This window comes from Nonomuraea roseola (assembly GCF_039535395.1).
Lineage (GTDB): Bacteria > Actinomycetota > Actinomycetes > Streptosporangiales > Streptosporangiaceae > Nonomuraea > Nonomuraea roseola.
In genome coordinates this window covers 77317-103546 of the sequence record NZ_BAAAXC010000014.1, presented here as the reverse complement: position 1 = coordinate 103546, position 26230 = coordinate 77317, and the positions used below count along the sequence as shown (strand labels likewise).

General features: G+C 71.2%; 23 protein-coding genes. 11 read left to right on the top strand and 12 right to left on the bottom strand.

The annotated features are described in order from the left end of the window. Positions 1 to 246: 246 nt before the first annotated feature. Positions 247 to 468, top strand: a complete 222-nt coding sequence (locus ABFX55_RS18800) for an integrase core domain-containing protein (RefSeq protein ID WP_346124091.1) — start codon at positions 247 to 249, stop codon at positions 466 to 468. Positions 469 to 494: 26 nt separating this feature from the next. On the opposite strand, the gene ABFX55_RS18795 is transcribed toward ABFX55_RS18800, so the two are convergent. From ABFX55_RS18795 to ABFX55_RS18775, 5 genes are read right to left on the bottom strand one after another with little or no spacing between them, the layout of a single operon-like run. Further along, complete coding sequence (locus ABFX55_RS18795; RefSeq protein ID WP_346122722.1) at positions 495 to 1889, bottom strand: AMP-binding protein; 1395 nt, start codon at positions 1887 to 1889, stop codon at positions 495 to 497. Positions 1890 to 1924: 35 nt separating this feature from the next. After that, positions 1925 to 3430: a class I adenylate-forming enzyme family protein gene (locus ABFX55_RS18790; RefSeq protein ID WP_346122720.1), complete on the bottom strand. Its 1506-nt coding sequence runs from the start codon at positions 3428 to 3430 to the stop codon at positions 1925 to 1927. Next, entirely contained in the window at positions 3423 to 4109 is a 687-nt protein-coding gene (locus tag ABFX55_RS18785; RefSeq protein ID WP_346122718.1) for a GntR family transcriptional regulator, read from the bottom strand. The genes ABFX55_RS18790 and ABFX55_RS18785 overlap by 8 nt, the downstream gene beginning before the upstream one ends. Next, positions 4102 to 4713 (bottom strand): nuclear transport factor 2 family protein, encoded by a 612-nt coding sequence (locus tag ABFX55_RS18780; protein ID WP_346122716.1) that lies wholly within the window; start codon positions 4711 to 4713, stop codon positions 4102 to 4104. The genes ABFX55_RS18785 and ABFX55_RS18780 overlap by 8 nt, the downstream gene beginning before the upstream one ends. Beyond that, positions 4710 to 6023: a carboxylesterase family protein gene (locus ABFX55_RS18775; RefSeq protein WP_346122714.1), complete on the bottom strand. Its 1314-nt coding sequence runs from the start codon at positions 6021 to 6023 to the stop codon at positions 4710 to 4712. The genes ABFX55_RS18780 and ABFX55_RS18775 overlap by 4 nt, the downstream gene beginning before the upstream one ends. A 74-nt stretch (positions 6024 to 6097) precedes the next feature. Here ABFX55_RS18775 and ABFX55_RS18770 point away from each other — a divergent pair, with 74 nt between their 5' ends. The 4 genes from ABFX55_RS18770 to ABFX55_RS18755 all read left to right on the top strand — a co-directional run bounded on the left by ABFX55_RS18770 (position 6098) and on the right by ABFX55_RS18755 (position 9962). Then, positions 6098 to 7048 (top strand): fumarylacetoacetate hydrolase family protein, encoded by a 951-nt coding sequence (locus ABFX55_RS18770; RefSeq protein ID WP_346122712.1) that lies wholly within the window; start codon positions 6098 to 6100, stop codon positions 7046 to 7048. Positions 7049 to 7122: 74 nt separating this feature from the next. Further along, entirely contained in the window at positions 7123 to 8292 is a 1170-nt protein-coding gene (locus ABFX55_RS18765; RefSeq protein WP_346122711.1) for a PQQ-binding-like beta-propeller repeat protein, read from the top strand. A 191-nt stretch (positions 8293 to 8483) separates the two neighbouring features. After that, entirely contained in the window at positions 8484 to 8885 is a 402-nt protein-coding gene (locus ABFX55_RS18760) for a hypothetical protein (protein ID WP_346122709.1), read from the top strand. A 78-nt stretch (positions 8886 to 8963) separates the two neighbouring features. Next, positions 8964 to 9962: a DUF6924 domain-containing protein gene (locus tag ABFX55_RS18755; protein ID WP_346122708.1), complete on the top strand. Its 999-nt coding sequence runs from the start codon at positions 8964 to 8966 to the stop codon at positions 9960 to 9962. 98 nt (positions 9963 to 10060) lie between these two features. Here ABFX55_RS18755 and ABFX55_RS18750 read toward each other — a convergent pair whose 3' ends face one another. Beyond that, positions 10061 to 10408 carry a hypothetical protein gene (locus ABFX55_RS18750; protein ID WP_346122706.1) on the bottom strand — a complete coding sequence of 116 codons (348 nt, stop codon included), beginning with the start codon at positions 10406 to 10408 and terminating at the stop codon, positions 10061 to 10063. 298 nt (positions 10409 to 10706) lie between these two features. On the opposite strand from ABFX55_RS18750, the gene ABFX55_RS18745 reads away from it, so the two are divergent. Then, the gene (locus ABFX55_RS18745) at positions 10707 to 11090 is read left to right on the top strand and encodes a hypothetical protein (RefSeq protein WP_346122704.1); all 384 of its coding nucleotides are present in this window, start codon (positions 10707 to 10709) and stop codon (positions 11088 to 11090) included. Here the strand turns inward: ABFX55_RS18745 and ABFX55_RS18740 are convergent. Continuing rightward, positions 11059 to 11367 carry a carboxymuconolactone decarboxylase family protein gene (locus tag ABFX55_RS18740; RefSeq protein WP_346122703.1) on the bottom strand — a complete coding sequence of 103 codons (309 nt, stop codon included), beginning with the start codon at positions 11365 to 11367 and terminating at the stop codon, positions 11059 to 11061. The genes ABFX55_RS18745 and ABFX55_RS18740 overlap by 32 nt on opposite strands. Before the next feature lie 270 nt (positions 11368 to 11637). Here ABFX55_RS18740 and ABFX55_RS18735 point away from each other — a divergent pair, with 270 nt between their 5' ends. Next, complete coding sequence (locus ABFX55_RS18735) at positions 11638 to 11763, top strand: chromate resistance protein ChrB domain-containing protein (RefSeq protein ID WP_346122701.1); 126 nt, start codon at positions 11638 to 11640, stop codon at positions 11761 to 11763. A 572-nt stretch (positions 11764 to 12335) separates the two neighbouring features. Then, positions 12336 to 12614 carry a hypothetical protein gene (locus ABFX55_RS18730; RefSeq protein ID WP_346122699.1) on the top strand — a complete coding sequence of 93 codons (279 nt, stop codon included), beginning with the start codon at positions 12336 to 12338 and terminating at the stop codon, positions 12612 to 12614. A gap of 68 nt (positions 12615 to 12682) precedes the next feature. Here ABFX55_RS18730 and ABFX55_RS18725 read toward each other — a convergent pair whose 3' ends face one another. The 4 genes from ABFX55_RS18725 to ABFX55_RS18710 all read right to left on the bottom strand — a co-directional run bounded on the left by ABFX55_RS18725 (position 12683) and on the right by ABFX55_RS18710 (position 17407). Beyond that, complete coding sequence (locus ABFX55_RS18725) at positions 12683 to 13372, bottom strand: hypothetical protein (RefSeq protein ID WP_346122697.1); 690 nt, start codon at positions 13370 to 13372, stop codon at positions 12683 to 12685. 683 nt (positions 13373 to 14055) lie between these two features. Further along, the gene (locus ABFX55_RS18720) at positions 14056 to 15135 is read right to left on the bottom strand and encodes an LLM class flavin-dependent oxidoreductase (RefSeq protein ID WP_346122695.1); all 1080 of its coding nucleotides are present in this window, start codon (positions 15133 to 15135) and stop codon (positions 14056 to 14058) included. Positions 15136 to 15152: 17 nt separating this feature from the next. Further along, positions 15153 to 16334, bottom strand: coding sequence for an MFS transporter (locus tag ABFX55_RS18715; protein ID WP_346122693.1), 1182 nt, complete (start codon positions 16332 to 16334; stop codon positions 15153 to 15155). Next, positions 16331 to 17407 carry an alkene reductase gene (locus ABFX55_RS18710; protein ID WP_346122691.1) on the bottom strand — a complete coding sequence of 359 codons (1077 nt, stop codon included), beginning with the start codon at positions 17405 to 17407 and terminating at the stop codon, positions 16331 to 16333. The genes ABFX55_RS18715 and ABFX55_RS18710 overlap by 4 nt, the downstream gene beginning before the upstream one ends. A 74-nt stretch (positions 17408 to 17481) precedes the next feature. Between ABFX55_RS18710 and ABFX55_RS18705 the strand changes: the two genes are divergently transcribed. Continuing rightward, positions 17482 to 20088 carry an ATP-binding protein gene (locus tag ABFX55_RS18705; protein ID WP_346122689.1) on the top strand — a complete coding sequence of 869 codons (2607 nt, stop codon included), beginning with the start codon at positions 17482 to 17484 and terminating at the stop codon, positions 20086 to 20088. Here the strand turns inward: ABFX55_RS18705 and ABFX55_RS18700 are convergent. Further along, on the bottom strand, positions 20066 to 21613 hold the full coding sequence (locus ABFX55_RS18700; protein WP_346122687.1) for an MFS transporter: 1548 nt from the start codon (positions 21611 to 21613) through the stop codon (positions 20066 to 20068). The two genes, ABFX55_RS18705 and ABFX55_RS18700, sit on opposite strands and share 23 nt — an antisense overlap. A 312-nt stretch (positions 21614 to 21925) precedes the next feature. Here ABFX55_RS18700 and ABFX55_RS18695 point away from each other — a divergent pair, with 312 nt between their 5' ends. Both ABFX55_RS18695 and ABFX55_RS18690 read left to right on the top strand, forming a co-directional pair. Next, a complete protein-coding gene (locus tag ABFX55_RS18695) occupies positions 21926 to 24958 on the top strand; it encodes an ATP-binding protein (RefSeq protein ID WP_346122685.1) in 3033 nt (1010 codons plus the stop codon). A gap of 669 nt (positions 24959 to 25627) precedes the next feature. After that, entirely contained in the window at positions 25628 to 25936 is a 309-nt protein-coding gene (locus ABFX55_RS18690) for a hypothetical protein (protein ID WP_346122683.1), read from the top strand. Positions 25937 to 26230 lie beyond the last annotated feature (294 nt).

The following is a 26230-nucleotide window of genomic DNA, read 5'->3' as shown; positions in this document are numbered from 1 at the left end:
CGATCTGTCGCCTCTTCTGCGGGAGCACTCCCGAAGGTGTATGTCGGGCTGGCCGTGTGTGGCTTCACTATGCATGATCGTTGCTCATGGCGCTGCGGCTGCTCTATCTGATCTTCCTCAGACTCGCAGGCTGGCTGATGCTACTGGTCCGTTCCGAGACGTCGAAGGACGTCGAGATCCTGATGCTGCGCCAACAACTCGCGGTGCTGCGTCGTCAGGTGGCCCGACCGCGACTGTCGTGGCGGCCTGCGCTGGCAGGTTCTCGACCGGATGCTGATCGTCAACGCTCGCCATCTGCGCCGGGTGCTGGCCGCGTACGAGGCTCATTTCAACCAGCACCGTCCGCACCGGTCCCTGGGGCAGGCTGCTCCGTTACGAGCCTCGCCCGCCTCGGTCGGAGTCGATATCGAGGTCATCCGCCGCGATCGTCTCGATGGGCTGATCCACGAGTATGCGCAGGTCGCGTAGTGTGGCCGAGTTCTGGCACCCACCTGCTACAGCAGGTGTTTGCGGACCTTGCCGACCGAGGTGCGGGGGAGGGCGTCGATGAACTCGACGAAGGTGGGAACCTTGAAGGAGGCCAGGCGGTCGGCGCAGAACGCGATGATCTCACCGGCGTCCGCCGAAGCGCCGGGCCGCAGGACGACGAACACCTTGATGGCCTCGTCGCGGACCGGGTCGGGCACGCCGACCGCCGCTGACTCGAACACCAGGGGATGCTCGTTGACGACGCGTTCCACCTCGGCGGCGGCCACGTTTTCGCCCGAGCGTTTGATCATGTCCTTGGCCCGGTCGTGGAAAGCGAGCAGGCCGCCGGGTTCGAGCGTGACCATGTCACCGGTGCGCAGCAGGCCGCCGTCCATGGCCGACCGGGTGGCGGCGGGGTCGTCGAAGTAGCCGGACATCAGCGTGACGCCGGGCCGGCCCGGGACCCGCAACTCGCCGGCCACGACTCTCACGCCTCCGGGCAGCGAGGGGCGGCCGATCGTCATGTTGTCGCGCCGGCCGTACAGCGGGTTCATCAGCGGCGGCGCGATGGTCTCCGTCATGCCGTAGATCTGCAGGAGCGGGCAGCCGAAGCGCTGTTCGAAGGCGCTCAGCTGCGCCGGGGTCAGGTTCTGCGCGAACAGCGTCGCGCGCAGGCAGGTGGCGGCGTCCTCGTCGCCGAGCGGCTGGGCCAGGATCATCCGCAGGGGCGCGGCGAAGAGGCTGGCCAGCGTCGCCCCGTGGTGGCGGGCCTGTTCGGCCCAGCGTGAGGCGGAAAAGCGCGGCATCACCGCCACGGAGGCGCCGGTGACCAGCGCCGACATCACACAGTAGTACTGCGCGTTGGCGTGGAACAGCGGCAGCGTCACCAGCCAGCGATCCTCGGGGCGCATCCGCAGGTGACGGGCGACGACCTCGCCGGCGACCAGATAGTTGGCGTGGGTGACGACGACGCCTTTGGGCCTGCTGGTGGTCCCGGAGGTGTACAGGACGGCGAGCGGGTCGAGCGGGGAGGGCGCCGGGCCGGGCGGGACTGCCGTGGGATCGCCGAGGCCGGTGATCAGGTCCACTTCCGGGGGTACGGCGGAGCCCGGCGGGCCTACGGCCACCCGGCAGCCCGCGTGCCCGACGGCGTACCGCAGCTCGTCCGCGCCGGCCTGCGGGCCGATGGGCACGACGACGGCGCCGAGCAGGGCCGCGCCGAACCAGCAGGCGAAGTACTCGGGAACGTTGCCCAGCACCAGCGCCACGCGCTCGCCACGTCCTACACCGGCGGCGGCGAGGGCGCCGGCGCCGCTGCGCGCCAAGTCCAGGGTGTCGGCGTAGCTGTAGGCGCCCTCCTCGAACAGCAGGAACGGCGCGTGCGGCGTGGCCGCGGCCCGCTCGGTCAGCAGCGAGGCCACGCTCTGCCGACCTGTCGGCAGTAACTCGTGCCCGCTCATCGCTCGCCGCCCAGCGCGTGCCTGCGAACCTTGCCCGTGGGCGTGCGCGGCAGGTCGGCAACCATGTGCAGGTCCTTGGGCACCTTGTACGGTGACAGCCGTACCCTGCAGTGGTCGAGCAGTTCCTCGGCGGTGACGTCCTCGCCGGGGCGGACGGCGACGTAGGCCACCACGTGCTGCCCGCCGTCGTCGTCGGCCGCGCCGGTCACGGCGGCCTCCAGCACGGACGGATGCTCGGCGAGGACCCGCTCGACCTCTCCCGCGGAGACGTTCTCTGTGTCGGGTTTGAGGATGTCGGCTTGCCGGTCCACGAAGGACACGTAGCCGTCAGGCTCGAGGCGTACCTGGTCGCCGGTGTGCAGCCAGCCGTCGTCTATGACGCGGGAGGTGAGCTGGGGCGCGTTGTAGTAGCCGGCCATGAGGGTCACCCCCGGCGTGCCGCCAACAAGGAGTTCGCCGGGGGCATCCGGGGAACCTGCCACGCGCAACGGGTAGCCGAGCACCGGCAGGCCGAGCGTGTCGTTGCGCCGCTGGCCGTATAGCGGGTTCATCAGGACGGGGCTCACGGTCTCGGTCATGCCGTAGATCTGCAGCAGCGGCAGGCCGAACCGCGTCTCGAAGGCGCTCAGCTGCGCAGGGGTCAGCGGCTGGCCGAACAGCGCGGCCCTGATCGTGTGGTCGCGGTCGGCCGGATGAGCGGGGGAGGCCAGCAGCCGCCGGATGCCGGAGGCGAAGAAGCTGGTCACGGTGACGCCGTGGCCGCCTGCCAGCTCCACCCAGCCGGCCGGGTCCAGGCCGTCGCAGACGACCATGGAGGCGCCGGTGACCAGGGCGGACATGGCGGAGTAGAACAGCGCGTTGCCGTGCGAGAGCGGCAGGGTGACCAGCCATCGGTCGTCGGGGCGCAGGCGCAGGTGTCCGGCGACGACCTCGCCGGCGATGAGCAGGTTCGCGTGGGTGATCACGACGCCCTTCGGCCAGCCCGTCGTGCCCGAGGTGTAGAGGATCGCCACCGGGTCGAGCGAGTCGGGAGGCGGCCATCCGGCGGCGGTCCGGTGCTGGCCCAGCGTGGCCAGTTCGCCCGGGCCGCGGATGTCGCGCAAGTCGGGGCACAGGTCGCGGGCCTCCTCGACGGCGGGCCGGCCGAGCAGGGAGCTGACCGACACGACGCATCCGCTGTGCGACAGCACGTAGGCCAGCTCGTCGCTGCTGGACTCGGGGCTGGTCGGCACGGCCACGGCGCCGATCTCGGCGACGGCGAGCAGGTGCGTCAGGAAGGCGGCGCTGTTGGGCAGGTGGAGGTGGACCCGGTCGCCGCGCCCGACGCCGAGCGCGATCAGGCCCGAGGCGATGGCGGTCGCCTCTTCCAGCGCCGCGGCATAGCCGAGTTCGGCGCCGTCCGGCTCGCGCACGAACGTCGCGGCCGGCGTGCCCGCCGCGACGTGCCGCAGGTAGCCGGGCAGGGTCAGCCCCGAAGCGGGGGACAGGGTGATCTCAGCCATCTTCGACCTCCAGCAGTCCGGCGTCGACCAGCTCTTCGGTGACGGTGACCGTACGGGTGAAGGCCGACGTCATGGCGGCCCGCGCGGCCGCGACGTCGCCGCCGCGGCAGGCGGCGACCAGGTCGCGGTGGACGGCGGCGAACGGCGCGCGGTCGGCGTGCTTCAGGCAGGCCACCCGGTATCGGCCGGAGTTCTCGACCAGGGTCCGGACAAATTTGATCATCCACTCCGACCCGCAGGCGGACACCAGCGTCAGATGCAGGTGCGCGAAGGCGCGTTCGGCCTGCGGCGGCGGCGTCCCAGGCACCCAGGCGGCGGCGAAGGCGGCGGCCGCCTCCTCCACCGCCTCCAGCCAGGCCGCGTCGCGGTCGGCCAGCGCCAGTTCCAGCGCGTACGGCCCCAGGACGGTGAGCAGCTGGTGCAGTTCCCTGCAGGCCCGCAGCGACAGCGGCGCGACCCTGGCGCCGCGTTGCGGCGAGACATCGACCAGGCCCTCGCCGGCGAGCCTGGCCAGCGCCTCGCGCAACGGGCTCGGGCTGACCGAGAACCGCTCGGTCAGGGCCGCGGTCAGCAAACGCTCTCCCGGCTTGAGCTCGCCGGACAGAATGGCCTCACGCAGCTGCCTGTCGACCCATTCCGTGCGGGTCATCGGCGGGCGGCCGGTGACCAGGTCAGCCACGGGTGGCCGGTTCCCGGTGGCGGGCCCGGGCCTGCTCCCACAGGTCCATGCCGTCGATCGGGACGATCTTCTCGTCCAGGATGGTCACACCCGCGTAGACGAGGTCGTCGGGCGCACGCCTGCCGCGCAGGGGCAGTTCCTCGGGCACGTCCCGGTGCATGTCCTCGACGACGAACTCGCGGCCCGCCTCGACAACCGTCTGCCGGTGCAGAATCCGCCACTGGCCCTCGCGTCGTTCGAAGACGTCGATGTAGCGGCCTTCGAGCTGCTGGTCGACGTGGCGGCCGTCGCCCAGCGGGATGTGGTGCATGACGTAGAACTGGCTCTCCACGAAAGCGCGCTCGCCGTCCAGGTCGATGACCGGGTTGGTGATCGAGTGCTGGGAGTTGTCGATCTCGGCCAGCAGGGGGATCACGTAGTCGGCGAAGGCGTGGGCGTTGCCGTTGTAGAACCAGTGCACGTCCGTGGCGTCCGGCCAGTAGCAGGACTTGAACAGTTCCAGCTCGCAGCGGTCGGCGCCCCTGGCGTAGCGGTGGAGCACGTCGCGGATCGCCTCGCGATCCTCCAGTATGGTCAGCCTGCGCAGAATCTCCTCGGTCGTCATGGCGTCCCTCTCAGAACGGTCGATGTGGAGAACGGCGGGCGGCCCTTGGCGATGAAGGCGACCCACGCGTCGTGGACGTCACCGGAACCGAAGACGTGCCGGAGTTCGGCGCCGTGCACGGGGTCCGGCCCGTCGAACAGGTAGGTGAAGACCTCGGCGTGCGGCGCGTGCGCCTCGGCCACGGCCAGGGTCGGCCGCCGGAAGCCCGCCTCGGTCGTCAGCTCGACCGCGAGCTCGAAGGCCGAGCGTCCCTGCGGCTCCGGGGCCGGGCGCCCCATCTCGGCGGTGACCGCCTCCAGCACCAGCGCGCCGACCTCGGGGGGCGGCGTCCTGCTGCCGACCGCGTGGGCCATCATGAGCAGCGTCTCCTGCCGGGTGGTACCGGCCAGCAGCGGCACGTCCCGCGCGGCGCCGGCCGCCAGAGCGGCCAGCGGCTCCTGCGGCAGCACTTCGTCCCCCCACACCGGGAAGAAGGCCATCCCTGCCATGGCGGCCTCGCCGTACCGCTCGACATCTCTGCTCTCGAAGGCGTCGTCGCACACGACGCGCTGCGCCTCCAGCAGCCGGGCGCGCGGCACCGCGGTCAGCGCGAGGAGGTCATCGGGCGGGATGGCGAGCGCGTCGGCGAGCCGACGGCCGATCCGGGCCGCGGTCGCGAGGGGTACGGCCAGCGGTGCCGTGGCCGACTGCACGATCGCACCGGCCACCATGCCCTGGGCCAGTGGCGAGGCCAGCAGGCAGGCGACCGCCATCGCGCCGGCCGAATGCCCGGCCAGCGTGATGCGCTCCGGATCGCCGCCGAACAGGTGGATGTTCTCGCGCACCCAGGCCAGCGCTGCCAGCTGGTCGCGCAGTCCGAGGTTGGCCGCCGGGCCCACGACCGCATAGCCGTCCACGCCCAGCCGGTGGGTGATGCTCACCTCGATCACGCCGTCGCGGGCGAAGGCGCCGCTCTGGTAGAGCGGCTCGCCGCCCGAGCCGAGGACGAACCCGCCGCCGTGCAACCACACCAGCACGGGCAGCTTGGCCGCGCCCAGGTCGGGGGTGCGGATCGTCAGGGTCAGGCAGGCTTCGTCCTGTGGCAGGACGGTGCCGAAGACCTCGCCGACCGCGCCGTAGCACGGAACCTGGGGGGCCGCGGGGCCGGGTGCGGTCGCCGGGCGCTCGCCGTCCCACGACGGTGGTGGCGCGGGCGGCCGGAAGCGTAGGGGCCCGATGGGGTCGGCCGCGTACGGCACGCTGCCGAAGAAGTAGATGCCCTGAGCGGCGACGCCGCGCAGCGTGCCTTGCGGCACGTGGACCAGTGTCATGCGAGGACTCTATATTTTCGAAAATCGATCCGGCAAGCCTTGCGTTCAGATTTTAGAAAATATAGATTCCTGTCATGCGTTGGGCGACATATGCGTCTTCGGAGGGCGCGCGGACCGGCCTCGTACACGACGGCCGCATCCACGCGCTACCACCGGGCGAGAGCGTGCTGGGCCTGCTCGGCGACGATGGCGACAAGCTTCGAGAGGCCGCCGACCGGGCGCTGACCGCCCCCGCCGCCGTCGCGCGGCTCGAGGAGGTCAGTCTGCTGGCGCCGATTCCCCGGCCGCCGTCGATCCGGGACTGCCTGTGCTTTCTCGATCACATGCGCAACTGCCTCAAGGCGGCTGGCGCCCCGGGCGGCCTGGGCCCGGTCTGGTACGAGATCCCCGCCTTCTACTTCGCCTGTCCCTCCAGCGTGCTCGGCGCGTACGACGACGTTCCGATCGCTCCGGGCAGCGCCTGGTTCGACTTCGAGCTCGAGGTGGCCGCCGTGATCGGGCGTCCAGGCCGTGATCTCACCCCGGACGAGGCACAGCGGAGCATCGCCGGCTACATGCTCATGTGTGACTGGAGCGCCCGCGACCTGCAGATGCTGGAAGGCGAGCTGCGTATCGGCCAGGCCAAGGGCAAGGACAGCGCGACCACCCTCGGCCCGTTCCTGGTGACCCCCGACGAGTTCGAGTTCGCGGCGGAGCTCACCGTCTCGCTGAACGGCCGGCGCATCGGCTCCGGCTCTCCGGCGGCCATGGACTGGTCCTTCGGCGAGGTCATCTCCTACGCCTCCCGAGGCGTCGAGCTGCAGCCGGGCGACTTGTTCGGCTCGGGCACGCTGCCCGGCTGCAGCCTGGTGGAGCACTTCGCCGGAGGAAGCTTCCCCGGCTGGCTCACCGACGGGGACGTGGTCACCCTGTCCGGCGGCCGCCTGGGTGAGACCCGGCAGACCATCCGGCGCGGTCCCGACCCACACCCGCTACCGCCCCGCCCCGGCCATCCGTCGCTCTCTGTCGCTCTCAATCAGTCATGATGATCTTGTGTGGATGACATGAGTTTTCGAAGTCGGCGGACGGCCCCCATGAGCGCCGGAGTGGTGGCGCTGCGATGAAGAAGGCATGGACGGCTCGCACGGCGGCCCCGGTGGTCGCCTCGCCGCTCCTGGTGAACGGCGCCTTGATCGTGGCCGATGCGGGGGGCAGCGTGTACTGCTTCGACGCGCGGACCGGTGACGAGCGCTGGCGAAGGGCCGACCCCATCGAACAGTGGAGGGAGCACGGTGCGGCGTTCTGTCTCCCCCCGGCGGTCTGGAATGACTGGGTCTTCGTCGAGGCGGCGCGCGGTCTTCAGGTCCACGATGTGCGTTCGGGAGATCTAGTCCGGGGGCTCGACGACGACGGCTGCCCGACCGTGGTCGGAAACCTTCTCCTTGTCCACGGACTCAACGCCGGGATCAGAGCGTTCCGCCTCCCGGACCTGACGCTGGTCTGGTCAAAGGGCTGGAGCGGGTGGATGCGCGTGAGCCCGGCGATCTCCGAGGAGGGCACGGCCTACGCGGCCCTGGGGTTCGAGGAGCAGCACACGCACGGCGGGCTCCTCGCGTTCGACCCGGCGACCGGCGAGGAGATGTTCCACCGGAACGACGCCTACGAGGGCTGCCCGCTCCGCCAGATCGAGGGGGCCGAGGACTGGCTGACCTTCTCCCCGGTCCATCCGGTCGTCGGGGAGGGGCTGGTGTGGTTACCACGCGACCGGGGCCACTCGGACGAGGGCCACGATCCGGGGCCCTGGAACGCGTTGGAGATCGTCGGCCTGGATCCGCGCACGGGTGAGGATCGCTGGTGCCACCGGCTCGACCCCACGCTGGAGTCGTATGCGGCCGGCGCCGTCGCGGTGGCAGACGGCACCGTCTATCTCGGTGCGGCGCTGTGTGGCGAGCCGACCCCTTCCATGGAGTCGGACGCGACCCTGGTTCTGCACGCGATCGACATCCCCTCGAACACGACGCGCTGGACGCGGGTTCTCCAAGGGCTCGCGGCGGCGCCTGAGGTGGACGGCGGGGTCGTGTACACCGCCACGGACCTCGGCGAGGTCAGCGCGCTCGACGCCGCCACCGGAGACGTCCTGTGGGCTGCCGAGACGGGCGCGAAGATCTCTCATCCGCACGCCTTCGTCGAGGAGCCGTCCGACAGCTATGACGAGGGTGGCGCAGCCGTTCTGAAGGCAGACGAGATGCTCTACGTCCGCACCGATGCCGGGGTCGTGGCGCTGCGATGACGGACGTGGTGAGGGAGGCGCACGGTCTCACGACGATGGGCGACCGGGACGAGACACGCTGGAATGGACGATGCCGTGTTTCATAGGCGTCAGCCGGCCAGGCTTGTCTGACAGGAGGAGTCGTAGAGGGCCGTGCGTGCGCGCGCGTAAGGGTGTCGGGAAAGTCGGAAATCTCGCGGTGAGATCTCACCATGGGATGGCGGCACCGGGGGCTTTCGTCGCCCGCCGCGGTGGGCGACGGCGAGCGACGAATCGGGGTCCGGGAGGCGGGCGGCGTGGCGCCAGTCGGCGGCGACGGCCTGGTGCTCGCGGGCGGTGGCGCTGATAGCGGTGGTGATCCTAGTCAGGCGGTGGGCCAACTGGCCGCCGTCGACGGCGGGAATCGCGGCGATCGCCACGGCGAGTTCGTCGGCCAGCTGGCAGACGTCAGTGGCGTCGCCGGCCAGGCGCTCGCGCAGCCGCGCCGCGCGCGAGGCGGTCTCGGTGGTCCGGCGGCGGGCCCGGTGGGCGGCTTGGTGGCAAGGGGTTGCGCAGTAGCGGGCCGGGCGGCCGGTGCGGGCCTGGCCGATCGCCGCGCCTTCAGTCGGATATAGCCGCTACCTGCGGTGATGTCGAGGTAGAGGGCCTGGTGCGAGGGTTGTTGATCTCTGCCGCATCCAGAAGGCATCACCATGGTCAGGACCAAATACGACGAGGCGACCACAGCAGCCTTTCGGAGGAAAATCATGTCCTTTCCCAAGCTTCCCCAGCCGGAGCCCGGTGAAGTGTTGTTGGTCTGCACGTGCTACGAGGACGGCACGGCACTCTGGGGCGGGCTGCTTGACGAGATCGGGGGCCGCGGGGAAGGCGGTGTGCTCGTCGTCGGGGGAAGCGGGGTGCGACTCCGCCCGATCGAGGACTGCGGGTGGAACTACCTGCACGGCGGAAACGTCCCGGCGCTTGTCGCGAACGGCGGCCCTGTGCCGCCGGTCGTCGTCTTGGCGGACATTCCGGTGGTGTACGGCGGGGATGGGCCGTTGCTGGTGGACCTGGCGGCGATACCCGGGCGCGGCGTCCGGGTCCCATCGGTCCGGCTCGGCGAGATCCTGGCCGCCCTGCTGGGCGGCGCACTCGCGTTCGACGACCTGGTGCGCAACATGGACACGGGCGGCATGTACCGGGGAGACGGTGGCCGGCCGGCCTTCCCCGCGCCGACGGCGCCGCCGCACCGGTCCTTCCCGGCACTGCCCTCCACCGCCGCGGCCCTGCTGCTCCGGACCGCCTTCCACGACGAGGAGGGCTGGCGCGTCCTGCTCGACGAGCTGGGTGGAGCCGACGAGGATGGCTGGATCGGCGCAGACCTGGACCCGGACGAGATCGACGTGGCGCACTACCCGTTGGAAGCGCTGATCGTCGACGACCGGGCCTTCGAGGGCCTCCTGCCGAGCCAGGTCCCGGCGCTGGTCCCGCCCGAGGAGCACACCACGCTGGTCGCGCTCGCCGACGCCAGGACCTTTGCTGAGCCCGGCCAACCGCTGACCGTCGTCGACCTGTACGACACTCCGGGGCAGCCCGCCGTCCTTCCCTGCCGCGTGGTCGGATCGATGGCGTGCAACCTGGAGATCAGCAACATGGACTTCCACGAGTTCGTCGCCGAGGAGGGCACGGAGCCGTGGTGGGAGGGCTCCTGAAAGGGATATTCGCGGTGATCTCACGGTGAGATAAGGCTGTCGTCGCTCGGCGCCGCGGATGCCGGCACTGCGCCTGCCGACAATGTCATCCGCCCAGGTCATAGCCTTGCAGGCTTCGCCTTGCGTGTGCGAGATTCGGCCGCCAGGAGAAGGAGATAAGTGCGGCATGATGATCGACCGTGCTCTTTCGTCTGGCCTACCTCGCCGTCACGAACACGTTCGCCGCGCTGCGGTTGCTGCCGATGGGCGCTCGAGACAAGGACGTCGAGATCCTCGTCCTGCGTCACCAGATCACCGTTCTCGAACGACAGCTCGGTGCCGGCACCAGGGTGAGATTCGCGCCCGAGGACCGAGTCTTCCTGGCTGCCCTGCTGACATCGTTGCCCCGCGAGGTTCTGTGCCGGCTGCGGCTCCTCGTCCGCCCGGATACCGTCCTGCGCTGGCACCGCGATCTGATGAGACGGCGGCATGCCCGTACGTGCCAGTCGAAGCGGCCTGGGCGCCCGCCCACGGTCCGCTCTATCCGCACGCTTATCCTGCGTCTGGTCCGGGAGAACCCCGTCGGCAGCGACTTGCGGCAGCGGCGGCGGTACCGCCGGTACCGAACGCGCAAGCACACTCCACCAGGGGCTGTTCGCGAGTCTCGACACGGCCTCATTGTCCTGGGAGGACGCGTACGTGGCCAGGAGGTGCGACTGGCCCTCTCGAGGCCGACGCAGGCACGCCTCATCGTAGAGTGGCCCAATGGCAAGGCTGGATGATCTGCTCGCCGCGTACCCATGGCTGAGGCTGCTGGGGACCGATCTGCTCGGCCGACTCGACCTCGCCGAATTGGCCGATCCGCATCCTTGCGCGCTGGTGCTGGGGCCAACCGTGGTTGCCTACCGGCGCGGTGCCCGTCCCCGCCCGGGGCGGGTCTCGCTGTGCTCGGTGATTCCCGCAGCGCGGATCGGACCGGCACGGGTCGCGTTGCTCGATGACGCCGAGCGGGCCAATCCCGGGATCGTGCTGGTCGAGTACGCCCCTGTTGACGAAGCCGGCTTGCGCGAGGGGCTGCGGTGGGCCGTAGCGGCGCATCGGCCTATGTCGCTTCTTGTCAACGACGGCGAACGTCGCAATGTTCTTTGAAGCCTTGCGCGGTCAGGCCGAGGGCGGCGAAGGTCCGCGCCCGCTGGTTCTCGAACGCGATGGCCGTCGTGAGTTCCACCAGTTGCGGTTCGGTGAGATGGACGAGCAGGCCGGAGATCATGTTGTCGGTGACGGTGGGCGAGGTGTCGGTCATCGCCTCGGCGTAGGCGAGGATCAGGCGTTCGACGTCGCTGAACAGGTCGCTGTCACGCCAGGCGCTCACCGCTTCGATCTTGGCGGCGGAAACGCCGTGCATGACACTCGCCAGCAGCGCCAATTCGGGTCTGTTCCTCACTGAACTGCGCTTGACCTGCCCAAAAGCGGCTGGGGCGGCCTGACTTTCTACAAGATTCTCAACATGCTCCAGGTGCTGTTAGCCACCTGGGCCGGCCGATGCCCCACCTGCCGTCAACGATCGCCATGACGTACTACTAGACCGCAGCATGCTGCGGACCCGACTGGAGCGAACCGAGCGGATCGAACTGCAGACCCTGTGGCGGATCTTCCGCCGCGTCGAACTCCCCACCGGAGGCCCATCGTGATCTAGGTGACCAGGGCCCGGCCCGAGACCGACCGGATCGCCTGCCCCTGGATGATCCGCCGCTTCATCGACCCTGACGCCGAGATCCAACGCCCTCGTGATAGGACCAACTCAACACATCGCTGTCCGTGACATGCGGCCAGATAATGTTGCAGATTCCCGGCCAACGAGCGCTGCAGGTCACACTCGGCGGCTCCGTCCCGCACACGCCCGCGCGCATGGAGGGTCCCGAAACTCCCGAAACCCGGCTTCGCGCCCGCGCACGTAGACCGGTCCGGAAAGCCCGGAAATGGCCTGGCTCACGGGCCGGTCCCGGTGGGTGCCAGCTCAACGTCGTACGGCGAACCGCTCCAGGACGCGCTCGACCAGGTCACGAAGGGTCGTCCCCTTCTACCGGCCCCGGACACGACAAAACAGCGCGCTGACCAGACGGAGCTCAGACGCTCCCTGCGAACTGGAAGAAGTGGGTGACGGTGTCGCGGAGGATGGCGGCCTGTCGGCGCACCTCGGACAGGCGGACATAGTCGGTCGCCGAGAAGGTCCCCCTCTTCCGGTACTCCGAACATCACGGTGGGGATCCCCCGGGACGTCGGGCAGCCCGCGTCGAAGCTGCCGGTACGATGCCGCTCGTGGTGGTGGTGCCAGCGAGGCGTACGAGGTTATGTGGGCTGTCGACGACACCACGACGTTCCACTACGCGGAGGATGTGGGGTCGGGCGAGGCTTTCTGTCTGGTCCAGGATCCCGAGCGCGGGCCGGTGGCGAACGCGTTCCGACAGATCGAGTCCCGACCATGGAGCTCGTGAGCCCGGCCAGGATCAGGGCTACGGCGACACGGCGCTCTTCACGGGACGGGTCACGAACACCGCGCACCACCTGGGCAGACGCTTCGACGCCGACGAGTGGACGACCGACGTGTTCGTCAGAAGGCAGGGCCGCTGGCTGTGCGTGCTGAGCCACATCACGGCGGCGGCCACCGCGTGATCGCCGGCTCCTGCCGGCGATCACGCGGTGGCCCTGCGTTCACACGCGGAGGATGAGCCGCGCGGGAGCTATTTCGGCGGAGTCAGGTTCTCGAACGGGGCGCAGTTGTCCGGCCACGCGGGGTTGGCGGCGTACTGGCCGGGTACGGGGTTGATCTTGCAGGAGGTCTGCGCGATCTCCCCGGTCTGGTTGCGCACGGTCACATGCAGGTCGCCGCCCATGCTCATGACCGCGGCCGACACCGCCACCACGTCGCCGGGGTAGCCCGCCACATCCGACAGGTCGTGCCACCTGGGCGTGGTGCGCGGGTCGCGGACGAGTGTGCTTCCGTCGCCCGGCGCGGTCACGACGTACTTGTAGTTCTTATGGAAGGCCGAGTCGATGCTCGCCGCGGAGCCGCTCGCGGGACCCGCGGGACCCCTGTCGCCCTTCTCGCCCTTTTCGCCCTTTTCACCCTTCTCGCCCCGCGGACCCTGCGGTCCACGAGGGCCCGCAGGACAGTTGCAGGAGTGCTCGTCGTCGCGGTCGTGGCGGTCGTCGGGGTCGTGACGGTCGTGGCGGCAGCGGCGGCAGCTCAGCAGCGACTTCTCCCCGACGGCGACGGCGACGGCGGCCGCCGGCTGACCGGCCGTGGCCTGCGAGCCGACCTCGCTCACCGCCTGTCCGGCGGGCACGAGGAGGGCGCTGGTGAAGAGAGTGGCGAGGGCCAGATTGCGTACACGTCCGCCGTGCCGGGAAAGGATGGTCTCTGTCGTCATTTCTTTCCGTTTTCTGTCGGTCGATCTGAAGAAGCTGTGAATTCGCGACAGGCCGCGACAGTCGGCAATGTACCCAGTGGCAGAAATGGACAGGCCCGCCCGCCGTCCACGGAAAGGCCAAGACTTGTTGCTCGAACAGAAAGGAGGGCATGGCGCTGCAAAGGGTCTAAATGGCGGCGATGAGGACCTTATGCGAAGCCGCTATTTCCAAAGATGCACCGACAAGCGGAATTTCGTGGGGTGAACGCGCGCATGACGGGAGTGGCCACTCCGCGGTGAATCGACGACGCTCGACGGGCCGCCCAGCCCTCCCGCCGGGCACGATGGGCCCCTGTCCATTCCCTCGAATGTGGACGAAGGTGACCGTCATGTCGCCCCGAGTTTTTCATGCGCGGCTCGACGTCGTCACCTTCGAGACGGGACCGGGATATTCGTCCGAGTTGTCACCGTCATGACGGCGATTCATCGCGGTGCGTCAATCGCGCTCATCAGTCATGCAGGCATGTTCTAGCCGAGAGGGAAGGGCACGGTCGCAGCGGCGAGTAGCCCGATGCCGATCGCCACCGTGCCCATGTTGGGCAGGTTTTATCGCCTACGACCTCTGGGCCGCGTCGTCGTCGCTGCGGCCGGAGCGGGCGATTCGTCGAGCCGGCGCGGGGGCCGGATGCCGCCACCGCTGGTGGTCACGCACCGGCGCCGGTGACACCGAGGGCCGGGTGGACGGGGGCGTCGGGCACGCCGGCGGCACGGCGGGCGGAGAACTCCTTGCGGAGTACGGGCACCACCTCCTCGCCCAGGATGTCGAGCTGCTCGAGAACGGTCTTCAGCGGCAGCCCCGCGCCGTCCATGAAGAACAGCTGGCGCTGGTAGTCGCCGAAGTGCTCGCGGAAGGTCAGGGTCTTGTCGATGACCTCCTGCGGGCTGCCGACCGTCAGCGGCGTCTGCTCGGTCATCTCCTCCAGCGAGGGGCCGTGGCCGTACACGGAGGAGTTGTCGAAGTAGGGGCGGAACTCCCGCACCGCCTCCTGCGAGTTCCTGTGCATGTAGACCTGGCCGCCGAGGCCGACGATCGCCTGTTCGGGGGTGCCGTGCCCGTAGTGGGCGTACCGCTCGCGGTAGAGGCCGATCAGGCGCTGGAAGTGGTCCTTCGGCCAGTAGATGTGGTTGGCGAAGAACCCGTCGCCGTAGTAGGCCGCCTGCTCGGCGATCTCGGGCGAGCGGATGGAGCCGTGCCAGACGAACGGCGGCACCCCTTCGAGCGGGCGCGGCGTGGAGGTGAAGCCCTGCAGCGGCGTGCGGAAGCGGCCCGTCCAGTCGACCGCCTCCTCGCGCCACAGCCTGCGCAGCAGCGCGTAGTTCTCGATGGCCAGGGGGATGCCGTCGCGGATGTCCTTGCCGAACCACGGGTAGACGGGGCCGGTGTTGCCCCTGCCCATCATCAGGTCCACCCGGCCGTCGGCCAGGTGCTGCAGCATCGCGTAGTCCTCGGCGATCTTCACGGGATCGTTCGTGGTGATCAGCGTCGTGGAGGTGGACAGGATCAGCCGCTCGGTCCTGGCGGCGACATAGCCGAGCAGGGTCGTCGGCGACGACGGCACGAACGGCGGGTTGTGGTGCTCGCCGGTCGCGAAGACGTCCATGCCCACCTCCTCGGCCTTGATCGCGATGGTGGTCATCGCCTTGATGCGCTCGTACTCGGTCGGCGTGCGCCCGGTGACCGGATCGGTCGCCACGTCGCCGACGGTGAAGACTCCGAACTGCATGATGGTCGCCCCTTCTGTCAGGCGGAAACGAGCAGCGCCACGATGGCGGGGCCGAAGGCGGTTCCCAGCAGGTAGCACAGGTTGAACAGGCCGATCGCGGCCGCCCTGTGCTCCTCGGGGGCGGCGGAGGTGGCGCGGACCGCCAGCACCCCCTGTCCCGAGGCGGCCGCGATCGAGGCGGCCGCCTGCGCGGCCAGCAGGCCGAACGCCCACCCGGTGAAGGCCGCGGTCAGCGCGGCCGCGACACCCGCGACGACCAGCGCCGCGATGACCGGGCGCGGTCGCATCCGGGCGGAGGCCGCCACGACGAACCACGACAGGCCGCCGCCGAACAGCAGCGGCCACACCATGGCCACGCCGATCTGCGCGGACGTCCAGGTCGTCAGCTCCGTCAGCCGGGCGGGAAGGGCGTAGATCAGCGCGAAGTTGCCGACGGCCAGGGCGAAGGCGAGCCCCGCCGCGCCCAGGAACGCGGGCGAGCGCACCAGGACGGCGGGCACGAAGCCGTCGGGCCTGCGCCGCAGGTGCAGCGCGAACGCCGCCGCCACGACGACTGCGGCGATCCCCGCCACCACGGGCTGGTGAGGGACGAACACCAGCGCGGTGACCAGCGCGGTCAGGACTACGGCGCCCGCCGCGTCGAACCGGCCGGGCGAAGGCTCCTGGCGCGCATGACCGAGGACGGCGGGCACCGCCAGCACTGCCACCACCGGCAGCGCGAGCACGACGCGCCACGACAGCAGATCACTGACCAGCGACCCCACGAGTGGCGACACCGAGCCGACCACGGCGAGCGAGGACGTGGCCACGCCCATCCTGCGTGGGGAGTCGGCCAGGTGCATGGCCAGACCCGTCAGCCCGGCGGCGCCGAGCGCCTGCGCGGCGCTGCCGGCCAGCAGGAGGGGGAAGGAGGGCGCGACGAGCGCGAGGGCCGAACCCACCAGGACGAGCAGACCGCACAGCGCCGCCGTGGCGCGCACCCCGCGGTGGCCGACCAGCCCCGACATCAGCGGCGTTCCCACCGCGATGCCCCAGCCGAACACCGTCACCAGCCAGGTCGCCGTCGCGGGCGAGACGCCGAGGCCCTCGGCGACGTCGCCCAGGATGAGCGCGGGGCCCGCGATGCCGAACGACATCGGCCCTGCCAGCACGGCCAGCGAGAGCGCCGAGAGCCTGGCGTGCCGTACATGGAGGCTCATCGGGCGGCCACCGTCGGGTAGTCGGTGTAGCCGCGGTGGTCGCCGCCGTAGAAGGTGGAGGGGTCGGCCTCGTTGTACGGGCCCCCCGCCCTGATGCGCTCGGGCAGGTCGGGATTTGCCAGCCACAGGGAGGCGAGGCTGACCGCGTCGCACAGGCCCTCGCGCAGCACCGCGGCCGCGGCCTCAGGCGTGACCTTCGCATCCTGGCCTGTCGCGTGCGGGTTGAGAATGAGGGTTCCCGGCCAGGCGGCCCTGACCAGTTTGGTGATCTCCCTGCTGCCGAACTCCATGATGTGCACGTAGGCCAGCTCGTACGGCGCCAGGGCGCGCATCAGGGCAGGGTAGACGTCGGCGGAGTCCCGCTCGTTGATCCCGTTGTTGCCGTTGGCGGGGGAGATGCGCATGCCGACCCGCTCGGGCCCGATCGCGTCGGAGACCGCCTGCGCGACCTCCACCGCGAAGCGGATCCTGTTCTCGACCGAGCCGCCGTAGGCGTCGGAGCGGGCGTTGGCGCTGCCGCACAGGAACTGGTGGAGCAGGTAGCCGTTGGCGGCGTGCAGCTCCACCCCGTCGAACCCGGCCTCCATCGCGTACGTGGCCGCCGTGACGAAGTCCTCGACCGTCGAGGCGATGTCTTCCAGCGTCATCGGGCGGGGCGTGGGATGGTCGAGCATGCCGTCCTGGGTGTAGATCTGCCCGCCGGAGGCGATCGCCGAGGGCGCCACCGGCAGCGCGCCGTCAGGGTAGAGACAGGGGTGGCCGACCCGGCCCGAGTGCATCAACTGGACGAAGATCCGGCCGCCGCGCCCGTGGACGGCGTCGGTGACCCTGCGCCACTCCTCGGCCTGCTCACGCGAGTGCAACCCGGGAGTGTCGATGTAGCCCTGGCCGATCACCGAGGGCTGGGTGCCCTCCGTGATGATCAACCCGGCGCCGGCCCGCTGCGCGTAGTACTCGGCCGTCAGGTCCGTCACCAGCCCGCCGGCGGCGCGGCTGCGCGTCATCGGCGCCATCACCAGGCGGTTGGGAAGGTCCAGCTTGCCCAGGGTGACCTGCTCGAATAGTTCGTTCATGCCGACGAACGTACGAGCGGGGAATGTTTCGGCGCATCAGTAGGATCTACTGGTCACAGGTACTTGGAGGTGTCGTGCTCTACGGGCGGTCCACGGAACAGGCCGAGCTCGAAGGCCTGATCACCTCGGCGCGGCAGGGGCACAGCGGCGCGCTGGTGGTGCGCGGCGAGGCGGGCATCGGCAAGACCGCGCTGCTGGACTGGGCGGCGGGCGGCGCGGCCGCGCTCGGCCTGCGCGTGCTGCGCGTGACGGGCATCGAGCCCGAGGCCGACCTCGCCTTCGGCGCGCTGACGCAGCTGCTGTGGCCGCTGCAGGACCGCCTCGACGCGCTGCCAGGGCCGCAGGCCGCCGCGCTCAAGGCGGTGCTCGGGGCCGACCTCGCACGCGGGCATGACCGCTTCCTCACCGGGCTCGCCGTCCTCACCCTCCTGGCCGACCTGGCGGAGGAGGGCCCCGTGCTGTGCCTGGTCGACGATGCCCAGTGGCTCGACGACGCCAGCGCCGAGCCCCTGCTGTTCGCCGCGAGACGGCTGGCCGCCGAGGGCGTGGCGATGGTCTTCGCCACGAGGGAGGACGGCTTCGCCGCCCCCGGCCTGACCGAGCTGCGCCCCTCCAGGCTCGACGGCAGGAGCGCGATCAGCCTGCTGGCCGAGCACGGGGTCGCGCCGGTCCTGCGCGAGCAGGTCATCGCTGAGTCGAAAGGCAACCCGCTGGCGCTGATCGAGTTCGCCGCGGCCAGGCGCGGCCGGGCGGCGGGGCAGCCGCACCTGCGGGTGGCCGACAGGGTGCTCTCGTCGTTCAGGGCCCAGATCGGCCGCCTGCCAGAGCGGACCAGGCTCATGGCGCTGATCGCGGCGGCCGAGGGCAGGGGCGACCTGCCGCTCCAGCTGAAGGCTGCGCAGGCGCTCGGCGTCGGCCTCGACGACCTCGAGGAGGCCGAGAGGGCCGGGCTGATGCAGGTGAGCGAGTCGGGGGTGGCCTTCAGGCATCCGCTGGTCGCCACCGCCGCCTACCAGGGCGCGGCGCTGGCCAGGCGGGTGGCCGTGCACAGGGCTCTGGCCGAGGTCGCCGAGACCGCCGACTGCCGGGCGCACCACCTGCCCGCCGCCACGATGGAGCCCGACGCGGGTGTGGCGGCCGAACTGGCCGCCGCGGCCGAGCGAGCGGCCTCCCGTACCGCCTACGTCGCCGCCGCCCGCCTGTACGAGCAGGCCGCCAGGCTCGGCACCGACGTGCGGCAGCAGGTCGGCTGGCTGTCCAGGGCGGCGGCCTGCGCGCTGTCGGGCGGGCATCCCGACCAGGCGGCCGCCCTCGCCGAGAGGGCCGAGAGCCTCGTCGAGCCCGGCCTTCCCGACGCGGAGCTCACCATGGCGCGCGCGGCGGCGATGTTCGAGCTCGGCGAGGAGGAGCAGGCCGTCCACCTGCTCCAGGAACGCGCCGACCTGGCCGATCCGTGTCAGGGCGCCGCCATGCTGCGCACCGGCGCGACCTACGCCTGGTTCACAGGCGACGAGGGCGCGGTCTCAGCCGCGGCCAGGAAGCTGGCCGCGCTCGGCACGCCCGACCCCATGGCCGAGGGCCTGTCCCACCTCATGCGCGCCGACTACGCGCGCGGCCTGCCGCTGCTGGTGGAGTTCCTGTCCACCTCTTCCGACACCGAGCGCGCCCTCTACACCGGAATGATCATCGGGGACGACGCCACCACCATGGCGCTGGCCGCCGCCGAGGCGGCGCGCTGCCGCGAGAACGGTCTCATCGGCGCGCTGCCCCAGGTCCTGCAGATCCTGGCCCAGACCCAGGTGTGGGCAGGACTGCACCGCGACGCCGAGGCCTCGGTCGCCGAGGCCGTCGGGATCGCCTGCGACACCGGCCTGCAGCAGCGCATCGCGTGGATCAACGGGGTCAGCGCCAGGATCGCCGCGATCGAGGGGGACGAGGACCGCTGCCGGCGCCTGGCAGGCGAGACGCCCGGCGCCTACCGGGCGACGGGCGAGGCGGTACTGGGCCTGCTGGAGCTGTCGCTCGGTGACCACGAGTCCGCTCTGGACCGCCTGGAGGCCGCCTGGTCGGGGCCGGGGCGCAACGCCGCGGTGCTGCTGTCCTCCGCCCCCGACCAGATCGAGGCCGCCGTACGGCTGGCGCAGCCGCACAGGGCGCAGGAGCCGCTGCGCCGCCTGGTGGCCTGGGCGGACGCCTCCCGGCAGCCATGGGCACAGGCCGTGGCCCTGCGCTGCCGGGCGCTGACGAGCGACGACGAGAGCCTCTACCTGGAGGCGCTCCGCCTGCACGCGCAGGGCGGCCGTCCCTTCGAGCGCGCCCGCACCCAGCTGCTCCACGGCGAGTGGCTGCGCCGCGCCCGCCGTCCTGGCGACGCCCGCGCCCCGCTGCACGCGGCCATGGAGACCTTCGCCCGGCTGGGCGCCGCCCCGTGGGTCGAGCGCGCCAGATCCGAGCTGCACGCCACGGGGGAGACACCGAGAGCCGCCCACCCCGCCCCCGTCGCGGAGCTCACCCCGCAGGAGCTCCACGTCGTACGGCTGGCCGCCACGGGACACAGCAGCCGCGAGATCGCCGCCCAGCTCTTCCTCAGCCCCCGCACGGTCGAGTACCACCTGTACAAGGCCTATCCCAAGCTGGGCGTCAGCTCCCGCCGCGAGCTCAGCCGGCTGAACCTCGCCTGACGGCCGCCGAGGGCTCGAGCGGCCGCTCCTTCTCCCGCGCCACACCGCCGGCGCCGACCCGCCGCAGGGCGGCGATCGCGACGAGCGCGGCGGCGGCGGCGAACACCGCGCACACGACCGCGACGGTGTTCAACCCGCTGGTGTAGGCGGCCCTGGCGGCGGCCAGGACCTCCGCGGGAAGCCGCCCCGCCAGCGCCAGCGCGCCCTCGAGGTTGTCGCGGGCGGCCTCGAAGGAGGCCCCGGCCGGGATGACGACCTTCTCGCGGTAGACGGCGGCGCCGAGGCTGCCGAGGGCGGCGATGCCCACCGCGACACCGAGATGGCCGCTGGTCTCCTGCAGCGAGGCCGCCGACCCGCCCTGCTCGGGAGGGGCTGAGCTGACCACCAGGTGGGTGCCCAGCGCCCCGATGGGGCCGGTGCCGAAGAAGCTGACCACGAAGCCGGTGACCAGCAACGGCAGCCCGCCGACGGGACCGGCGAAGGCGATCATCACGTAACCGGCCGCCGTGATGGCCAGTCCCGCGCCGATGACGATCCCCATCGAGAAGCGTTTGGCCAGGGTGGGCGCCAGCTGCGCCGAGACGATGGAGGCGATCGCCGACGGCACCATCCACAGGCCCGCCTGGGCGGGGGAGAGCCCCTCGACCATCTGGAGGAAGCCGGTGACGAACAGGTAGCTGCCCGACACGGCGACCATGATGAGCGTGGAGATCAGCAGCGAGGCGGTGAAGGCGGGGGAGCGGAACAGGCGGACGTCCAGCACCGGATGGGCCAGCCCGCGCTGCCTGGCCACGAACACCGCGCCGACGGCCAGCCCGGCCAGCGCGATCAGGATCGGCAGCGGCTGCCAGCCGTACCGGGTGATCTCCTTGAGCCCGTAGACGAACGGCAGGACGGCGGCCAGCGAGAGGGCCACGCTGAACAGGTCGAGCCTGCCGGCCGCCGGGTCGCGGTACTCAGGAAGCAGGAAAGGGGCTGTCACCAGCAGGACCAGCATCACGGGCACGCCCAGGAGGAACACCGAGCCCCACCAGAAGAACTCGAGCAGCACCCCGCCGATCACCGGGCCGAGCGCGGTGCCTGCCATGAAGCAGCCTGCCCACAGCGCGATGGCCCTGCCGCGCTGCCCGGGGTCCTGGAACATGTTGCTGATCAGGGCCAGCGTGGACGGCATGAGCGTGGCCGCGGCGATCCCCAGCAGCGCGCGGCTGACGATGAGCATCTCGGCGCTCGTGGAGTAGGCCGCCAGCAAGGAGGTGACGCCGACCACGACGGCGCCGATCATCAGCAGTCTCCTGCGGCCGATCCTGTCTCCGAGCGTGCCCATGGTGACCAGGAAGCCGGCCATCATGAACCCGTAGACGTCCATGATCCACAAGGTCTGCGTGCCGCTGGGCCGCAGCGTCTCGGCCAGGGGCGGCAGCGCCAGGAACAGCACGCTCTGGTCGAGGGACATCAGCAGGGTGGGCAGGGCCAGCACGGCCAGCCCGATCCACTCCCTGCTTCCCGCTCTCTTCGATGACATGGGATTCCTTCCGTAGAGGGCTCCAGCGTCGCGGGGAGCGCTGTGGATGTTCTCCCGGACTTCTCCCGGTCCTCTGCCGCCCACCCGGCCCTGGCCTGAGGGGCGCGATGGGCTACCGTGACCGCATGCGTTTCGGGGTACTCGGCCCGCTGGGGGTGTGGACGGAGGACGGGCGAGCGGTCAGGGTTCCCGAGCTCAAGGTCCGCGCCCTGCTGGCCGACCTGCTCGTGCACAGGGGACGGCCGGTGCCGGCCGACAGGCTGATCGACGACGTGTGGGGGCGCGAAGCCGCCGAACAACCCGACCGGCGCCTTGCAGAGCAAGATCTGGCAGCTGCGCCGGGTGCTGGAGGAGGCCGAGCCCGGCGGCAGGGAGCTGATCGTGTCCCGCCCGTCGGGATACCAGTTGCGCGTCGAGGCCGACGTGGTCGACGAGGCCCGCTTCCAGGAACTGACGGCTCGGGCGCGGGCGAGCGAGCATCCAGGAGAGCGTGCCGCCCTCCTGGCCGACGCCCTCGCGGTGTGGCGCGGCCCCGCCTTCGCCGACTTCGCCGACGAGGAGTTCACCAGGGCGGCGACTGCGCGGCTGGAGGAGCAGCGGCTGACCGCGCTGGAGGAGCAGGCCGAGGCGCGGCTGCGGCTGGGCGAGCACGCGCTGCTGGCCGACGAGCTCGGCGACCTGGTCGCCGTCCACCCGCTGCGCGAGCGGCTGCGCGCCGCGCACGTGCGCGCGCTCTACCTCGCGGGGCGGCAGAGCGCCGCCCTGAGCAGCTACGCCGAACTGCGCGACCTGCTGGCCGAGAGCCTCGGTCTGGATCCCACCCCCGAGCTGGCCGCGCTGCACCAGGCGATCCTGACCCAGGACCCCGCGCTGACCGCCGCGCCCACTCCCGCCACGACCTCCGTCCGCCCGCTGACGAACGTGCCGAGCCCGCTCACCGACCTGATCGGCAGGGCCGAGGCGGTCGGGGAGCTGCGCGCCCTGCTGGAGACCGCCAGACTGGTCACACTCACCGGCGCGGGAGGGGTCGGCAAGACCCGGCTCGCGCTGGCGGTCGCCGCGCAGGCCGGCGGCGCCTTTCCCGGCGGAGTACGGCTGGTCGAGTTCGCCGCGCTGCCCCCGTCGCGCGGCTCACGCGCCTCCGCCGAGGTGCACCAGGCGGTCGGCGGCGTCCTCGGTGTGCGCGACGACGTGAGCGGGCCGCTGTCGCCGGTCGACCGGATCGTCCACGCGCTGGGCGACAGGCCCGCCCTGCTGGTCTTCGACAACTGCGAGCACGTGGTCGAACCGGTCGCCGAGCTGGCCGAGCACCTGCTCAAGGCGGCGCCCCTGCTGAAGATCCTCGCGACGGGCCAGGAGCACCTCGGCATCACGGGAGAGCACGTGCGACCGGTGCCGCCCCTGCTGCTGCCCGCCCCTGGGGCCGGCCCCGGCCCCGAGGACGCGCGCCGCTTCGGCGCGGTGGAGCTGTTCGTGGCGAGGGCGAGCGCCGGGGCCCCCTCCTTCACCCTCGACGAGAGCACCGTCGAGGCGGTCGTGTCGATCTGCGAACGCCTGGACGGCATCCCCCTCGCGCTGGAGATGGCCGCCACCAGGGTCAGGGCGCTGGGCGTGCACGAGGTGGCGGCCCGCCTCGACGACCGGTTCCGCCTGCTGGCCGCAGGAGCGCGAGGGGCCCCTGAACGGCAGCGGACCCTGCGCGCGGTGATCGACTGGTCCTGGTCACTGCTCGGCGACGACGAGCGCGCGGTGCTGAGACGGCTGGCCGTGCACGCCGGCGGCTGCACGCTGGCCGCCGCCGAGGAGGTCTGCGCCGCAGGCGACCTGGATCCCGCGACGATCGTCGACCTGCTCGCCCGCCTGGTCGACTGCTCGCTGGTCGTCGTCTCCGACGGCCAGGACGGTCCCCGCTACCGGCTGCTCGAGTCGGTCACGGCCTACTGCGTCGAACGCCTCAGCGAGGCGGGCGAGCTCGAAGCTCTCAGGCGAGGGCACCTCGAGTACTACACGCGCATGGCCGAACGTGCGGAGCCGCACCTGAGGGGCCACGGCCAGCGGCAGTGGCTGCGGCGGCTGGACACCGAGAGCGCCAACCTGCGCGCCGCCCTGGAGAGCGCGGCGCGCTCCGGCGCGGCCGATCCGGCTCTGCGCCTGGTCAACGCGCTGACCTGGTACTGGTACCTGCGCGGCAGGATCAGCGAGGCCGAGCGGTTGCTCGCCATGGCGCTGTCGGCGGGGCAGGGCGGCTCGGACACCGAGGTGGCCAAGGCCACGGCCTGGCTGGGCGGCATCAGGCTGCTGCTCGGCGGCGGCGCCGCCCATTTCGCCGCCCATTTCGCCGCGCTGCAGCCGTACGAGCAGGTCGACGATCCCGGCGGGCGCGCCAGGATGGAGTGGTTCCTCGGATCGCACACCTACGGCATCGGCGACCCCTCGCGGAGCGAGGACCTCATCGACCGCGCGCTGGCCACCTTCGGCTCCCTCGGCGACCGCTGGGGCACCGCCGCCGCCCTGAGCAGCAGGAGCTTCCACGCCAAGCTGCGCGGCGACTTCGGCGCGGTACGGCAGGACAGCGAGCGGAGCCTCGAGCTGTTCAGGGACCTCGGCGACCAGTGGGGCCAGCTCCAGGCCATGACGCCGCTGGCCACCGAGGCCGAGGTCCTGGGCGACTACGAGCGCGCCGCGAGGCTCCACCGCGACGGACTGCGGATGGCCGAGGACCTCGGCCTCTGGCGGGAGGTGTCCTTCAAGCTGGCGGGGCTGGGCAGGATCGCCCTGCTGATGCGGGACTACCCGAAGGCCAGGCAGTTCCACGAGCGCGCGCGGCGGCTGGCCGTCGAGCAGTCGGACACCTTCGGCGAGCAGTTCGCCGAGATCGGGCTCGGCATGGGGGCGCGCAGGGAGGGCGACCTCGACACCGCGCAGGCGCATCTGCGCAGCGTCCTCGACCTGCACCGCCGGATGGGCTACGAGCCGGGCCTGCCCGCGCTGATCCTGGCCGAGCTGGGCTTCGTCGCCGAGCACAGGGGCCAGGCGGACACCGCCACGGCCCTGCAGCTGGACGGCTTCTCCGCCGCCGAGGCGACGGGCGATCCGCGGGCGGTCGCGCTGGCGCTGGAGGGGCTGGCGGGGGCCAGGCTGCTGGCGGGCCACCCCGGCCACGCCGCCAGGCTGCTGGGGGCAGCCGCGGCGGCCAGGCGGTCGGTGGGGGTGCCGCTGCCACGGGGTGAGCGGCTGGACGTCGACAGGATCGCCGCTGGAGCGGTCGAGGCCATCGGTGAGACGCGGTTCGCCGCGGAGTTCGCCGTCGGCGGCGGACTCCTCCCCGCCGACGCTATTAAGTGATGAAATAGGACAATTTATGAAGAATGGTAGGGCCGACGCGGAAAGGCGGCGTCGCGGGCGGCTAATTCGGACTTGAAGTACCTTTGCCTGCAAATGGCGAGAAACCACGGGTTTTCTATCGAGTCGAGGGGTATCTCCTGCGTGCCGCTGCCGTTGTGGCGCGGTAGTGAAATGGATTCTTCGGAAACCTCGACGTCAGATGGAAGCAAGATGTCCATAATTAGTGCCAAGCGGGCGAATCATCTCCGCTTCGGTGGTCGAGCTTTGGCGTGGGCCACGGCGACGATCGTCCTCGCTTCATCCCTCAGTACGTCCGGGGGCGCCTCGGCCGACACCTTCCGCTCGGAGTGGCTCGGTGGCGCGTCGTCCTCGGGTGTCGGAACCGCTTCTCCGGGACACCTCACGCAGTTCTCGGAGTCCTTTCCTGATCCCTGCAAGAGGCGCTGCCACATCCGCGGCTGCAAGTGCCCGCCGGGGCCGAGGGGCCCCGAGGGGCCGCGAGGACCCGCAGGTGCGACCGGTCCGACCGGCCCTGCCGGACCTTCCACGGGCAGCACCGGTCCGACCGGCCCGATCGGCCCGACCGGCCCCGCAGGACCTTCCACAGGCGTCACCGGCCCGACCGGCCCGACAGGCCCCGCGGGTGAGACCGGAGCGCAGGGGCCCGGTGTGGGCCTCGACAGCGCGCAGGCCAACAACAAGTACTTCACCCTGCTCGTCCCGGTCTCCGGAGGCCTGTTCGTCAGGGACTCGAGCAAGACGCCGACCTGGCAGGATCTGACGCCGCTCATTCCCGGAGGTGAGACGGTCGTCGCGGCCACGATCGTGGACCAGGGCGAGCCGCCCAGCAACGACATCCACATCTCCATCCTCACCGAGGACGGGGACGTCTACCAGACCTCGTGCGTCATCACAGGCACCTACACCTGGCCCACGAACTGCAGGCCCTTCGTCAACAACACGCCGCCGGTCGGCTGACGGGCGGTAGGAGTAGTCGCGGCACCGTGTCCGGGACATCCCGGGCACGGCCGCTCACTCACTCATTGCCACGTGAATACGCGACCCATATGTTCCGGCGCCGTCAGGGCGAACCTCCGGGGATATGGTGCGGCCGTCACCAGCCAGTCGTGTCTTTTCCTCAGGGGCCATTGTGGGACCAGCGAGCGTCAGTATCCCGTCGATTCTCACTCCTTCGCCCGTCAGGGAGCGGTCGTGGATCTCCGCTCTCGTGGCAGGGTGGCTGGCCCAGGCCGCTCTTCGCGTCATCCTCGG